General features: G+C 42.8%; 16 protein-coding genes. 9 read left to right on the forward strand and 7 right to left on the reverse strand.

What is annotated here, in order from left to right; translation table 11 throughout:
• The first annotated feature begins 18 nt into the window (after positions 1-18).
• The 6 genes from CI957_RS00120 (at position 19) to CI957_RS00145 (ending at position 4,625) form a co-directional block, all read left to right on the forward strand.
• A complete protein-coding gene (locus CI957_RS00120; RefSeq protein ID WP_072562211.1) occupies positions 19-384 on the forward strand; it encodes a prefoldin subunit beta in 366 nt (121 codons plus the stop codon).
• Between the two features lie 64 nt (positions 385-448).
• A complete protein-coding gene (locus CI957_RS00125) occupies positions 449-1,414 on the forward strand; it encodes a bifunctional oligoribonuclease/PAP phosphatase NrnA (RefSeq protein ID WP_128753962.1) in 966 nt (321 codons plus the stop codon).
• A gap of 68 nt (positions 1,415-1,482) precedes the next feature.
• Positions 1,483-2,787 (forward strand): phenylacetate--CoA ligase family protein, encoded by a 1,305-nt coding sequence (locus tag CI957_RS00130; protein WP_105460529.1) that lies wholly within the window; start codon positions 1,483-1,485, stop codon positions 2,785-2,787.
• A 49-nt stretch (positions 2,788-2,836) separates the two neighbouring features.
• The gene (locus CI957_RS00135; RefSeq protein ID WP_096711582.1) at positions 2,837-3,274 is read left to right on the forward strand and encodes an ACT domain-containing protein; all 438 of its coding nucleotides are present in this window, start codon (positions 2,837-2,839) and stop codon (positions 3,272-3,274) included.
• A 41-nt stretch (positions 3,275-3,315) separates the two neighbouring features.
• On the forward strand, positions 3,316-3,642 hold the full coding sequence (locus CI957_RS00140; protein ID WP_128753963.1) for a DUF2103 domain-containing protein: 327 nt from the start codon (positions 3,316-3,318) through the stop codon (positions 3,640-3,642).
• Between the two features lie 8 nt (positions 3,643-3,650).
• Entirely contained in the window at positions 3,651-4,625 is a 975-nt protein-coding gene (locus CI957_RS00145; RefSeq protein ID WP_128753964.1) for a methanogenesis marker 12 protein, read from the forward strand.
• 3 nt (positions 4,626-4,628) lie between these two features.
• Here CI957_RS00145 and CI957_RS00150 read toward each other — a convergent pair whose 3' ends face one another.
• From CI957_RS00150 to radC, 4 genes are read right to left on the reverse strand one after another with little or no spacing between them, the layout of a single operon-like run.
• Positions 4,629-5,411: a nitrilase-related carbon-nitrogen hydrolase gene (locus CI957_RS00150; RefSeq protein ID WP_128753965.1), complete on the reverse strand. Its 783-nt coding sequence runs from the start codon at positions 5,409-5,411 to the stop codon at positions 4,629-4,631.
• 11 nt (positions 5,412-5,422) lie between these two features.
• Complete coding sequence (locus CI957_RS00155; RefSeq protein WP_128753966.1) at positions 5,423-6,922, reverse strand: thiamine pyrophosphate-dependent enzyme; 1,500 nt, start codon at positions 6,920-6,922, stop codon at positions 5,423-5,425.
• Positions 6,919-7,830: a methanogenesis marker protein 11 gene (gene mmp11, locus CI957_RS00160; protein WP_096711577.1), complete on the reverse strand. Its 912-nt coding sequence runs from the start codon at positions 7,828-7,830 to the stop codon at positions 6,919-6,921. Before mmp11 ends, CI957_RS00155 begins: the two co-directional genes overlap by 4 nt.
• A gap of 39 nt (positions 7,831-7,869) precedes the next feature.
• Positions 7,870-8,559 (reverse strand): DNA repair protein RadC, encoded by a 690-nt coding sequence (gene radC / locus CI957_RS00165; RefSeq protein WP_105460533.1) that lies wholly within the window; start codon positions 8,557-8,559, stop codon positions 7,870-7,872.
• 111 nt (positions 8,560-8,670) lie between these two features.
• On the opposite strand from radC, the gene CI957_RS00170 reads away from it, so the two are divergent.
• Positions 8,671-9,495 carry a molybdopterin synthase gene (locus tag CI957_RS00170; protein WP_128753967.1) on the forward strand — a complete coding sequence of 275 codons (825 nt, stop codon included), beginning with the start codon at positions 8,671-8,673 and terminating at the stop codon, positions 9,493-9,495.
• A 12-nt stretch (positions 9,496-9,507) separates the two neighbouring features.
• Here the strand turns inward: CI957_RS00170 and larA are convergent, their stop codons facing one another.
• Positions 9,508-10,752, reverse strand: coding sequence for a nickel-dependent lactate racemase (larA, locus tag CI957_RS00175; protein WP_128753968.1), 1,245 nt, complete (start codon positions 10,750-10,752; stop codon positions 9,508-9,510).
• Between the two features lie 168 nt (positions 10,753-10,920).
• Between larA and CI957_RS00180 the strand changes: the two genes are divergently transcribed.
• Positions 10,921-12,048: a DUF2117 family protein gene (locus CI957_RS00180; protein ID WP_128753969.1), complete on the forward strand. Its 1,128-nt coding sequence runs from the start codon at positions 10,921-10,923 to the stop codon at positions 12,046-12,048.
• A 228-nt stretch (positions 12,049-12,276) separates the two neighbouring features.
• Here the strand turns inward: CI957_RS00180 and CI957_RS00185 are convergent, their stop codons facing one another.
• A complete protein-coding gene (locus CI957_RS00185; RefSeq protein WP_096711572.1) occupies positions 12,277-12,867 on the reverse strand; it encodes an ammonia-forming cytochrome c nitrite reductase subunit c552 in 591 nt (196 codons plus the stop codon).
• Between CI957_RS00185 and CI957_RS10535 the strand changes: the two genes are divergently transcribed.
• The gene (locus CI957_RS10535; protein WP_164908979.1) at positions 12,751-13,056 is read left to right on the forward strand and encodes a hypothetical protein; all 306 of its coding nucleotides are present in this window, start codon (positions 12,751-12,753) and stop codon (positions 13,054-13,056) included. The two genes, CI957_RS00185 and CI957_RS10535, sit on opposite strands and share 117 nt — an antisense overlap.
• A 3-nt stretch (positions 13,057-13,059) precedes the next feature.
• On the opposite strand, the gene CI957_RS00195 is transcribed toward CI957_RS10535, so the two are convergent.
• Entirely contained in the window at positions 13,060-13,332 is a 273-nt protein-coding gene (locus CI957_RS00195) for a hypothetical protein (RefSeq protein ID WP_096711571.1), read from the reverse strand.
• Positions 13,333-13,465: the final 133 nt, after the last annotated feature.

Raw genomic sequence — 13,465 nt, forward strand, 5'->3', positions numbered from 1 at the left:
TGCTCAGGTGAAACTAAAATGAGTTCAGAACTACCCCCACAGGTCCAGAACCAGCTGGCACAGTTGCAGCAGGTTCAACAACAGGCCCAGACACTTGCTATGCAAAAAAATCAGATCGAAAGTACACTGAAAGAAACGGAAAATGCTCTGGAAGAACTTGAACAGTTATCAGGAGATGCAGTTGTCTACAGGACTGTTGGGGATATGCAGATCCGTACGACCAAGGATGATGCTATCGAAAAGCTCAAAGAGAGAAATGAAACCCTTTCCCTGAGATTGCAGTCTATTTCTCGTCAGGAAGAACGCATATCCAAACGTTTCAACCAGCTTCAGGAACAAGTCAAACAGGCTATGGGTACCCAGGGCGGTTATCAGGCACAGTGAGCCTGACCTGCCTGCCAACTATCATTTGCCGGCACAATTGCGGGTAGTGATAGTAGAGGTTGAAATGAAAGTAGATGAAGAGGGATTCTACAACAAACTTCTTGACTACCATAATATCCTGTATCTATGTCATCGCAACGCTGACCCCGATGCTGTAAGCAGTGCCTTTGCTCTATCTGAAGCTATTGGAGGCAAAGTAGGGCTGGTTGATGGTTGCAATCGTGTTGCTTCTTTGCTGGTTGACAAACTTGAGATTGATGTTGTGGAAAACCCAAACCCCGAAGCCTACGATCTTACGGTTGTAGTAGATACTTCAACAATTGCACAGTTAAATGATATTGAATTATGTCACTATGGCGTGATTGATCACCACGCAACAACTGCTCTTACAGAGAATGCAGCATTTTATCTGCACCGCAATAAGACATCTGTTGCAGAAATAGTTTATGATGTACTGAAATGCATGGGTGCCCCTATTATGAACCGTACTGCTGTGGGGCTCATGACAGGGATAGTGACCGATACCGGGCATTTCAAACATGCAACAAGTGATACTTTCCGCACATTTTCTAATATTATTGAAAGTAGCGGTGTTGAATATGCGGAAGTACTGGAGCTGATGGCTTCCACTCCACAGGATGTGTCTATGCGTATTGCCATGCTAAAGACGGCCAATCGTGCGGAGATTGAAAGAGTGGAAAGTTGGCTTGTGGCTACCTCTCATGTAAGCTCTTTTGGAGGTTCTGCTTCTTCAATGCTGATCAATATAGGTGCTGATGTTGCATTTGTAGGTACGTTGAAAGAAAACTCTATCCGGGTTAGCGGAAGGGCAAAGAGAGATGCTGTAAATGCCGGAGTAAATCTGGGTCAGATCATGGAAGATGTGAGTGCTGATTACAATGGCACAGGTGGAGGACATGCAGGTGCTGCGGGTATCGATGTAGTTGCCGATATGGAAGAGATACTTTGGGCCTGCAAACAAAAGGTTATTGAAGTTCTCCGGAATAAGACGAATCCGTCTAGTTTATAAATCTTAATTTCAAATATTATATATAATGATGTACTTTGTACATGACAAAATATCTGTTATGTGATAACATGATCGAATACTGGAACCCACAGATTGAAAGAATGCCCCTTGATGAGCTGGAACAGATTCAGGAGGAGCGGTTGCGCCATCTTGTAGACTATGTCTATACTCACTCTCCTTTTTACAAAAAACGTTTTGATGAAGCCGGGGTGAAACCGGAAGATATCAGGACTCTGGAGGACCTGCAAAAGCTTCCGTTTACCTATAAACAGGACCTCAGGGACAATTATCCTAAAGGAATGTTTTGTGTACCTGATACACAGCTTGTACGCTATCATGTTTCTTCAGGTACCACTGGCAAACCTACTGTTGTGGGTTATACCAAAAATGACATTCATGAGTGGGCAAAGTCCCTGGGAAGAGCATTAACATCAATTGGTGTGGGCCGTGGGGATGTCCTTCAGGTAAGTTACGGCTACGGTCTTTTTACAGGTGGACTCGGACTGCATTATGGTGCTGAAGAAGTGGGTTCCACCGTCCTGCCGATTAGTGTTGGTAACACCGATAAACAGCTTGAACTGATGCAGGATCTTGGTACCACAACGCTTGCATGTACTCCTTCTTACTTCCTTTACATGGCAGAAGAAGCAAAGGATAAGGGTATTGATTTCCAGGAGGATACCGGCCTGAAAACCGGTATATTCGGAGCCGAACCCTGGACTGAGGAAATGCGCAAGCGTATGGAAGACGCTACAGGCATCAAGGCGTATGATGTGTTTGGTACCTCTGAACTCAGTGGGCCACTTTTTACTGAGTGTACTTGCCAGGATGGAATTCATATCTGGGGCGACCAGTTTATTGTGGAAATAATCGATCCTGAAACTGGAGATACTCTACCAGAAGGAGAAAGGGGAGAACTTGTAATAACCACTCTTACAAAAGAAGCCCTGCCTCTTATCCGATACAGGATAGGAGATTGTACAATTCTGAACAAGCAACCCTGTGAATGCGGGCGCACACATCCCAGAATAATGAGGGTGACCGGACGTGTGGATGATATGCTGATTATCCGTGGAATCAACGTATTCCCGGGACAGGTAGAATCCGTGCTTATGAAAATACCCGAAGTTGGAGAACATTTCATGATACATGTGGATCGTATCAATGAAATGGATACAATGAAAATACAGATTGAAATGAATGATGAAGCATTCAGTGACAAGGTCAATGACATAATCTCACTGGAGAAAAAAGTTGCCTCTGCTCTAAAGAGTGTGCTCAATCTTTCTGTTGGTGTCGAACTTGTAGAACATGGGACAATTCCGCGGTCTATTGGTAAATCCAAAAAGATAATTGATAATAGAAAGCTATAAAGAATTTCAGGATAATTTATAGACCATAACACCACAGGTTGATGATTCCATGGATGAGAAATTTATCAAACAAATATCACTCTTTGCAGAGAATAAGCCCGGCCACCTTGCAAATATTGCATCCAGCTTCAAAGAGGCATCCGTCAATATAAGGGCATTTACTATCGCTGAAGCAGGGGATTTCGGAATTATAAGGATGGTAGTAGACAAGCCGGAAAAAGCACATCGTGTATTGCATGATGCAGGTTTTACAGTTTCCGAAACAGATGTTCTGGGTATACAAATGGAAGATGTACCCGGCCAGCTTGCAACAATAGCAGAGGTACTTGGCAAAAAAGGTGTCAACATCGATTATGCTTACGCTTTTGTTACAAAAACAGAAAAAGCGTTTCTCATAATACGCGTTAATGATTTGAAAACCGCTGTTGAAACGCTTTATGAACAAGGAATTTCATTGCTGGATATGGGTGATGTGCAAAGCATCTAATCTTTCTTTTTTTTTGAAAAGTAAAACCACGGCTCCTATATATGACTCCTAATTCAACCTTACAGAGCAAGCTTGGGGGTTCGCATTCCACCATCATAGGTGGTAGACATGGCAACAAACTGCTCAAAATAATCAGTAATCATCCAGATGTCAAAAGAATAATCCCTTCAGTAATTACTGTTAAAGGAAAGAGTGCACCCGGGGGGAAGATAGATGTAAAACTTCTTCGTCCGGATAGTAGAGGCAATTTGAGGGCTCTCCTGACACATGGTACTTCTTCCCAGGAGGTAAGAATCGTTACAAGCGTTGGGAAAGAAGAAGAAGGGGAAAGAATAATGCAGGAAATAAATGCAATGTTTATGGAGTGATCCCGGGTATGTATCTGGGTATTGATCACGGCACAAATGCAATGCGTTTTGCAGCTCTTGATAAACATGGAAAATCCTTCTATTTTGAAGTTCCCCGAACAGACATGAAAGAAATGGAAGACAGTCAAATTCTTGAATTAATCCAAAAGCAATTCAATATCAATATCAAACAGATTGAAATGATTGCCCTGACTTATTCTATGGGAGATGGAATTGTCAATATTATGGATATACAGGATGTCCACAATCGTGGAGTAAGAAGTATTGAAGGAGTCGGTAAAAAGACCGGTGCGGGAACTCTGGTGTTTGATACTATCAAGAAGACACAAATCCCCGCAGTTGTAATACCCGGGATACATTCACAAAGCCATACTGATTCTCGAATGAACGTATTTTCTCATTCCACAAGCCCTGAAAAACTTGGAATTGCCTATGATGCATTATCCAGGGGTATTAATAATTTCATTGTATCAGATATCAGTTCAAATACTGTAACTCTGGCTGTTGCAAACGGGGCGGTTGTAGGTGCCCTTGATGCCTGTATTTTCGCACCCGGTACCGTACACGGCCCTCTTGATCTTGAATCAATAAGGCAGATTGATGCCGGGAAGTGTGGTGCAAATGAGGCTTTCATGAACAGTGGTGTGCTGAAAAATACATCTTATAAAAACACTGCAGATTTGCTTGATGGATTAAAAGATAATGAAGATCAGGCAAAATTAGCAATTGATACTCTTGCTCTTTTTGCATCCATGGAAATAGAAGCCATGAAAGTTTTGCTAAAGGATTATTCAACATGTGATCGTCTTTTTCTTGCAGGTTCTATGGCAGAAGTGGATCCTCTTGTGGAAAAAATACATCACTATCTGGATATGAAACCCTGGATTCTGGGAAAATGGAGTGCAGCTACTGGATGTGCCCGAATGGCCAGGGATATTGCAAAAGGCAAAAAGCAAATCCTGGGTATCGAAGTTAGTATCTGAATTTCAATTGGAATACAGATCTCTCCTACGGTCATTCAGTACAGGTATTTTACTGGATAGTTCTTTGGCAAGTGAGAGGTCGATGTCTGCTATGATTATGCATTCATCGCGGCCGGAATCTGCAAGAGTATTCCCCAGGGCATCAATAATCATGGAACTTCCAGGGAACGATTTGGTAGGGTCTTTTCCTGTGCGGTTACACATCACATGAGGAATCTGGTTTTCCACTGCCCTGGCAGGACCCAGGATTCTCCAGTGATTGCCCCGCGGATCCGGAAATTGGGCAATAGTCACCAGTAAGTCGGCTCCTTCAAGCACAAGTTTGCGTGCCACTTCAGGAAACCTTATCTCGTAGCATATTTCCAATCCGATACATATATTCTCAAGTTTTATGGGCTGAATGGAATCACCCGGGGTAAAGTGACCTTTTTCTTCCCCGAAGGGGTGAATTTTGTGATAGGTTCCCCGAATTATACCGCTTTCAATACAGAACCCAAGATTGGCATAGGGTTTGGTTTTAGCATCCAGTTCTTCCACTATTGAACCGATAAGGATGCATTTATTTTTTTTTGAAAAATCCGCAAGTTGTCCTACTGTGGGGTAGGGGGACTTTTCAGCCAGTTTATCCATCTGTTCATAACAGAAACCTGTGGAAAACACTTCCGGGAATACAATTATTTCAGCACCCATGGCAAGGCCCCGATTAGCCATAGCGAGGGCTTTTTCAATGTTTGTTTTCTTATTACAATGCTCAATGTCCATCTGGATACAGGCAACTTTTACCATAGAGTATCTCCTCAGTATTTGGGACATGTACCTTTTGCAAGTATTATGGATATTCCTTTTTTTTCCATTTTTTCCATCAGAAGGGCCTGCAATTCTCTTTCTTTGATTTTTTCTGCAAAATCTACCACTTCAATGTCATCATGAAGTGCTTCAAGAACATGAGTAAGGTCCGCTACATCCTGTCCTCCCGTCATAGCTGCAACATCGTTCTGCAGGATAATAACCAGCAGGTCAAAACCGTTGGATTTTGCATTGATCAATCCCTGCATTCCTGTATGTGCCAGACCAAAATCCCCGATGACTGCAATACCTTTTCCTTTGAAACCACAGGCGACCGATATGGCAGAGCCAAGTGCAAAACCTGTATCCACGGCCTGAAGAGGTGCAGAAGTACTTAATATGGAACAACCCATGTCCCCTGCAATTGGTTTATCTATTGTACCAAGCACTCTGTAGAGAGACAGATAGGGGCATGTATCACAGATAGAACGTGGCCCTCTCTCTTTAATAGTCTCTGGTTTAACCACTTTATCCATATGTGTTTTTTTGATATTTTCAAGAGCATGCAGTATATGTTCTTTTTCTATTTTACCATGGGGTATATGTCCTGTGGATTTGCCCTTTATGGTGTCTTCGATTGAAATATGAGATTCTATGTAATCTTCTGTTTCCTCAACCACAAGCACATATTCATGGTGATCAATAAATCTTTTCAATTTTTTAATTGGCAGTGGATAAACCATGTCCAGAGCCAGATGTGAAATCCGGGAATTGCTTTCTTCAATGAATTTTTCCACAAGGCAGGCAGGATAACCTGAGGAAATAATGCCTGTTTTTGTTGTATCGATATGACACAGACAATCCTGTGATTGGGAATAATCTCCCATTAAAGGGTATGACATTGAATGGAAACGCTGATGCTTCCCCTTCATGGTGTAGTCCCATACAGACCTGTCAAATTCAGGTGGTACCGACCCTTTTGGTCGCAATAAAGCACTTTCACAAAACGATTCCAGAAGACGGGAAGTTACTCTGACTATAACGGGAATACTTGCCTTTTCCGAAAGTTCGATTGCTTCTTTCAGTGAATCAAACAACTTTTCAGGAGTTGCAGGATCAAAGACAGGTACTTCGGCCAGGGGTCCGAAATAGCGTGAGTCCTGTTCATTCTGGGAGGCTTTTGCGCCGGGGTCATCCCCTGCGATTATCACTAAACCTGCGCCTATTGTATGGGTGGCGGATGTAACCAGAGGGTCACAGAGTACATTCATGCCCACATGTTTTGTCAGGACAAAAGACCTGCGTCCGGCAACCGAGGCCCCCAGGGCAGTTTCAAGAGCCACTTTTTCATTAATCATCCAGAAAGTATTGTCTGCCCAAAAATCATCATTTCTGAATAGATTCACAATCGAAGTAACAGGATAGCCGGCAACCGCACTGACCAGCTTAACTTCCAGCAGGCCGGCAGCCTTTAATATCACATCTTTGCCGCTTATTTGACGCTCATTCATGGGAGTTCAGCATCCATTATTACCGAATCATCCGGTCTGGCAAACCAGGGTAGGGCAGCAAGGGCACCTATTACGCCTTTACCATCAATCCAGACATCCACACCATGATTTTCAGCATACTCCATTGCAAACTCATAGGTCAGCTCAGCAGACCTGCACAATCTGCTGTATTCCTTAATGCTGGAAGCATTAAAGGAGTCGAGGACAACCATTCCCGTATCCTTTGATACACTGTACTTTTCCAGTGCACTGCGGATATTTTCAAGGAGTGCATTCTGTGCCCTTTCATTCACACATCCAAATTCCAGGACTGTTGAAACACAGTTCTGGGTTTTTGCCGATACAGGGAAAAGTTGCACCAGGGAGTGGGAGAGGTACACACTTTCCACACAATCCAGTTCTTTTGCGATGTTGTGGGTCAGACACCAGGTAGCACCTGTTTCTTTGTTGTCAGTATCATCAATTCCCACGAGTACACGCTTGCGTTTTGGGACAATGATGGTACCTTTTGCCGCCTTCCCACCTCCAGAGGGAGTAGTTTCTGAGTGTAGGACCCCGGCTGCCTGTGCACGACAACGCGTGGCACCGACGCCTCCCCCACCCAGTCCGGCATAGGTAATTGCAACCTCATTATCTTTGATTTCCACCGCTTCAATACCTGCAGCGGCAGACGATGGCTTTAGTTCAAGGGGTACATTACCGGTTTTTACAAGATAGCGAGTCATATTTCCCAGTGTCCTTACCTGCCGGACAATAGGGGAGTGGGAATAATGGTGCCTGGCCCATGCAGCACCACCATAACAATTACTATGTTCAATTATCTCCGCACATTCATCCGTTTCATCACATATGGCATAGATTGCCCTGTAAGGGATGGAGTATGGTTCATCAAGTTCTATCTCTTTCATTCGGCTGGATAATTGTCGGAAAATGCTTTAAATCTTTTGTCAGGAAATATATCCTTCATCCTTCAAACTCACAAATTTTCCTTCCCCGATTATCACATGATCCAGTACATCAATTCCGAGTATTTTCCCTCCGTCTACGAGTTTACGGGTAATATTTATATCTTCCCTGCTTGGTGTGGGATCTCCCGATGGATGATTGTGTGTAAGAATTACAGAGGCTGCTGATTCCAGAAGGGCTGATTTGAATACCTCCCTTGGATGAACAATATTGGCATTGAGGCTGCCTATTGATACCACATCTTCCCGTAGGACCTGATTTTTGGTGTCAAGGTGAAGGGTTGTAAGATGTTCTTTTTTCTGGCACCTCAACTGGGGATACAGGAGTTTGTACACATCATCCGGGGAACGGATACGTGGCAGTGGCTCATCTGAATGTTTCTCAAGCCTGCGAGCCAGTTCGAATATAGCAGAGATCTGGGAAGCCTTTGCAATCCCTACTCCATGGATTTCGGTCAGCTTTGTGATATTGGCCTGACTTAAATTTTTGATAGAATAATTTGCAAAAATACGACTGCACAGGTTGATCACATTTTCCTTTGCAGTTCCGGTTCGCAGGATTATTGCAAGCAATTCCGTATTGGAAAGGTTCGAAGGTCCATATTTTGCAATTCTCTCCCTTGGCCTTTCTTCCTGGGGCATATCCTGTACCCTTAATTTCTGCTCATCCATACATTGAGTAAATAATCCTCTTATATATAAATAATACGTAATATTTCTTAATTATCAAATTATGTCAGTCTATCCAATGCCTACTTATATTTATAATTCCATGCCATAATTATGAAAGCCGTAGCTGTTATTGGTTACAAAAATACCGGCAAGACAACTTTTGTTTGCAGGCTGGTGGAAAAACTTGCTTTGAAAGGTAAAGTTGGTACTGTCAAAATCATGCATGATCATCGCTTTGATTCCCCAAAAAAAGATACGGGTAAACATTTTGATTCTGGCGCTGAAAACGTGACTGCAGTCTCAGAGGAAGGTATGGTTTCTATTCAGCGTGGGGCAGGCCTGGATGAAGCTCTTGAAGTCCTTGCTGACAGGGGGATGGATTACGCTGTCGTGGAAGGCGCTACAAATAGTGATTTGCCCAAAATAATGCTGGGAGAGATGGATGAGGAAGCAGGGAATGTTGTACTCAGGCTTGCTCCTTGTTCGGACTGGGATATGGACGAAGTTGCAGGAATTGTACAGCAAACATCGGAATTCGTAACCCTGAACAGTATGATTGACAGAATACGTCATATGCCTGAATTTCCTCTGACTGGAAGTATCGGTACTTTCACCGGTGTGGTAAGAGGGGAGACAGATGATATCAGCACAAAAATGCTCGAATTTGAAAAATATGAGAGTGTTGCTGATGAACGTATAGAAAAGATATGTAATGACCTCAAACAAAGAGAAGGAATTATCGAAGTGTTAATCCATCACAAAAGTGGCCGACTAATGCGGGGAGAGGATATTGTGTATATTGCTGTAGCATCGGCCCACAGACAGGAGTTATTTAAAGCCCTGAGTGATGCGATTGAAAGAGTAAAGTCAGAGGTGCCCATATGGAAAAAAGAAGTTACCATGGAAGGTGATTTCTGGGTACATGATCACGCATAAGTAAGCAGTCTCTTAAATTCTCGACTTTTGAATCGGCAGGGTACTCTGGCCATGGGGCATGAAATGGATTCTCACGGCCGGATTTTTTGCAATGATTGAATCAATCGCCTGCTGGATGTCTGGTACAGGCTTGAAAAACACGTCCTGTACATCCTTTTCAGGCATTTCTGAATACATGAGCAAATCATGTTTCATTGCAAGCTGTGCTATAAATGCCGCTTTATGTCCCCCAAACTCAAAATTTGAGTTGAATTTTTCAATTGTTTCCACAGGACAACTGCATTGTCGGCTCCAGCGCTCAAATATTTCATGACCAAACCCTTCCCTGCATGGGGCTGCAAGCAGGATGGTGCCTCCGTCAATAACTGCCATTTTTGCATTGTCCAGCGGTTTGTAGGCCTGATAGAGGTTCATCCCTTTTGAGACATCGGTTGCTGTAATGACTACATCTGCAGGTTCCACTTCCACCTTGTACATTTTATCCACACATTCAACTCCTTTTCGGTGGGCAGCTATAATATTACCGGCTACAGCCCTGACGATTTCCTTTTTGCTGTTGAGGACCACATTGAGTAAAAAATCCGGGCCGAATATTTGAGCCGCTTCCTCCATATCCTGTCTTACAGGACTGTCGATATTGCCGGTAGTTGCCTCTTCAATAGTCATCATCTTATGGTTTGTAATAACAGAATTATTGGAACTCACCCCGGGAAGGATTGCTTTTGCACCTCCACTGTAACCTGCATAATAATGGAATTCAATATTACCGGTACACACTACTATATCAGACTCATAAACTTCTTTGGATATTTCTACCGGAGTCCCTCTGGAAGTTGTTCCCACCTTTACACAATTCTCTTTATTATGTTCAACAAATCTGACGTTTCCATAAAGAGGGCCCAGTATTTTTTTAATCTCTTCTTCAGTTTGCTGGCGATGAAGTCCCAGAGCACAGACCACCGTTACATTTTCTTCGGTACATCCTCCGGATTTCAATTCTTCAAGAAGTGTTGGGAGCATTGTTGCAGAGGGGGATGGACGGGTAATATCACTGACTATGATGGCTACATTGGAATTCGGTGTTACGATTTCTGAAAGTTTTTTGCTATTTACCGGATTTGCAAGGGCATTTTTAACAAGTTCCTCAGGGGTAGATTCTACTTCCATTTCACAGGGCATCAGGATATCACCCATATTGGAATCCGGAATGTTGACATCAATACTTTCGTTGCCATAGGGTACAGTGATTACGGTCATTGTGTCGGTCCTCATTTATTTGCAATGAAGACAAAAGTCGCATGTGACGGTAAAACGGAGGGGATGGATATTACTCAGAATAGACCGACTTTTGTCAGGTTGAGGTTTTGAATCGATAAGATATAAATTTATCTTCACATATGAGACATTAAGTACAAGGATGACAGGATGAAATATGGAATTATAATACACGGCCCGGAAATAATAGACAGTGGCTGGGCAGGGAAAATAATACAACTTCTTTCAGCAAGAGCAGATGTGTATGCCGTAGCCGCCGGGACTATGTGTAAACTGGCCGTGCTGGATTCCTTTCTTGAAGATTTAATCGACATCTGGAGTTTGAGCAAACCCAGTGAGGCGATTACTGAACTTGCAAAAGAATGTGACTGTGTATTCCTGCTAAATCATGGAAAAACCATTGAAAGCGGGACTGTTTTTGGGAATATGGTGGCGGATAGAGTGGATATTGAAGTCCCCCTTGTACATGTTGAAAGACCCGGGAATTTGGATGGGAAAGTTATTCACAGGGGACAAAATGTAAACTCCGATGTATACTGGCTATGCAGGAAATTGGGTATGCCACTGGTGTACCCTGAAATTGCAAGGCAACCATCTATCAGAAAAAACGATAATAAAACGATACGTATGATTTCAGGGGTCCTGCCCGGAGAATCCATAATGGTCAACGGCCTTGTAATCGGTTACGCCAATACTGAGGATGTGGAATTAATATTTGAGGATGGGATTATTATTGCTATCAAGGGCGGACAATTGAAAAAACATGGTGTGGAAAAACTTGCTTCATACATCGGTAAGATTGACCCTGAAAATGCGTGGATAAAAAGTGGAAATTTACGCCGCACTCCTGTTCTGGAATCAATGAACAGGGAAAGAATTGATGTTCATAAGCACCAGTTATGTAGGGCCGTAATTATTAACCATGAAGCGGAAAGGACATTCGAACTTGCAAGAAAAGCGGACCTAGCAATTTCAGTTGGGGATGACACAACGGCTATTGCAGGAAGCATCCTGAAACGTCTGGAAATACCATTGATAGGAATTACTGATGGGGACAGGGATAATGTGCTTGTTGATGCTGAATATTGCGAAGGTTCTACGATAATACAGGTTGAAAGAGGTTGTGACGATATAGTGGGAGAACAAATAAAGGATTCATTCTTTCCTACATCCCTCCCCGAATTTCCCTCTAAATCTTATCTGGAAGAACAGATTCTTGATCTGGCAAAATTTCACATAAGGCATGTGATCTTCTATCCAATTGAATCTAATTATTAATCTGTATCCCTCCAGGTATTTCCAGATAGTTACATACACTTATTACTGAAGATATTTTATTTTTATTAGGGAGTTTTGGAATTGCCAGCTTGAAATGATGTGAAGCCGGCGTATAAAATGCCCTTTACAGGTGATATAATGGTGAGGGTTGAAAAAGACACAGTAGGTATTAAGGCACTCAGAGAGCAAATTGAAAAGAACAAAGAAAAGTAAAAGTTAAGGGATAATTCAATCCCTTTTCTTTGCTATCCAGAACATAAACATCAGGCCAAAGACTGCAACAATTGCTTCAAATCCGGGTTGCTCAACAGGCTCTTCAGTTTCAGTTACAGAATTGAATAATTTTTCTGATTTGTCCAGATATTCATTGGCCTTTTCCATGTTGTGAATGCCAAGACATCCGTCCTCTTCAACAAAATGCATGTAAAAGACTGCATTGTTGTAGTCTTCAAGTTTTGTCTCATAGGAAGCCGTACCATTGAGATTTTCCAGAGCAACACTGGCATTGTTCTGTACACTTTTAAGTTCTTCAATCCTTTGCGCAATCAAATCCTGTCTTGTTTCAATAACTTCTGCAAATTCTTCATCATGGCAATCATAACATTCCCCGGATGATTCCAAACTGAATAGCAGTTCGGGTTCATAATCGAAGGTATGCCCGGCTATTTCATGTGTGGTGTCATTATACTCCCTTGAAGCCATATGACAATCCAAACACCCGACCTCAGGGTGGTTGCCTGTGTTATAGATGGAATCGTTATACATCTCCCAGTTGGGATGGTGGATTTCCGTAGTCATGCCATCTGCCGTGGCACCCATGCCGTTATGACAATTCCCACAAAGAAGAGCCCCCTCTATACGGTATTCAGCGGAATGTGGTTCATGGCAGGCTACACAGGTAACACGCCATTCTTCTACATCTTCAGGTTGTGGAACTTCATCCAGGTTCAGACCATCGATACTTTCATCTTCCAGAGAAACAATGGCACCATCGGTGCTTTTGAATGAGACTCAGGAATTATCCCTTTCAAGAATGAAGGTTTCCGCCACATCAGTGGGTTCGGAATGACTTGCCATCGATTCCATATCAAATTTTTTGTAGGAATACTCATCCCATTCATCAATAATAGGATGATGTGAATCCGTATGGCAGTTGCCACACATCCCGGCGGAAAGATTCACTTTTGGTATATGGCTGGACGGATTGTCAATATGTGAATCATAACCTGTTTCAGGAGGCCGATGGCAGACTTCACACGTAATTGGCTCAATAGTTGTCTCCACATCTTCTCTTCCCTATGTTTCCTTTATTGAGGATTCAACGTGGCATTCCGTGCAACTTTCAATGTCAACAACCGACCCTCCTGCCGCTTTCAGGGAATCCGCGTGTGCCGAAGAATTTCATATAATGTATTGT

The sequence above is a fragment of the Methanohalophilus sp. WG1-DM genome, from assembly GCF_004104135.1.
Lineage (GTDB): Archaea > Halobacteriota > Methanosarcinia > Methanosarcinales > Methanosarcinaceae > Methanohalophilus > Methanohalophilus euhalobius.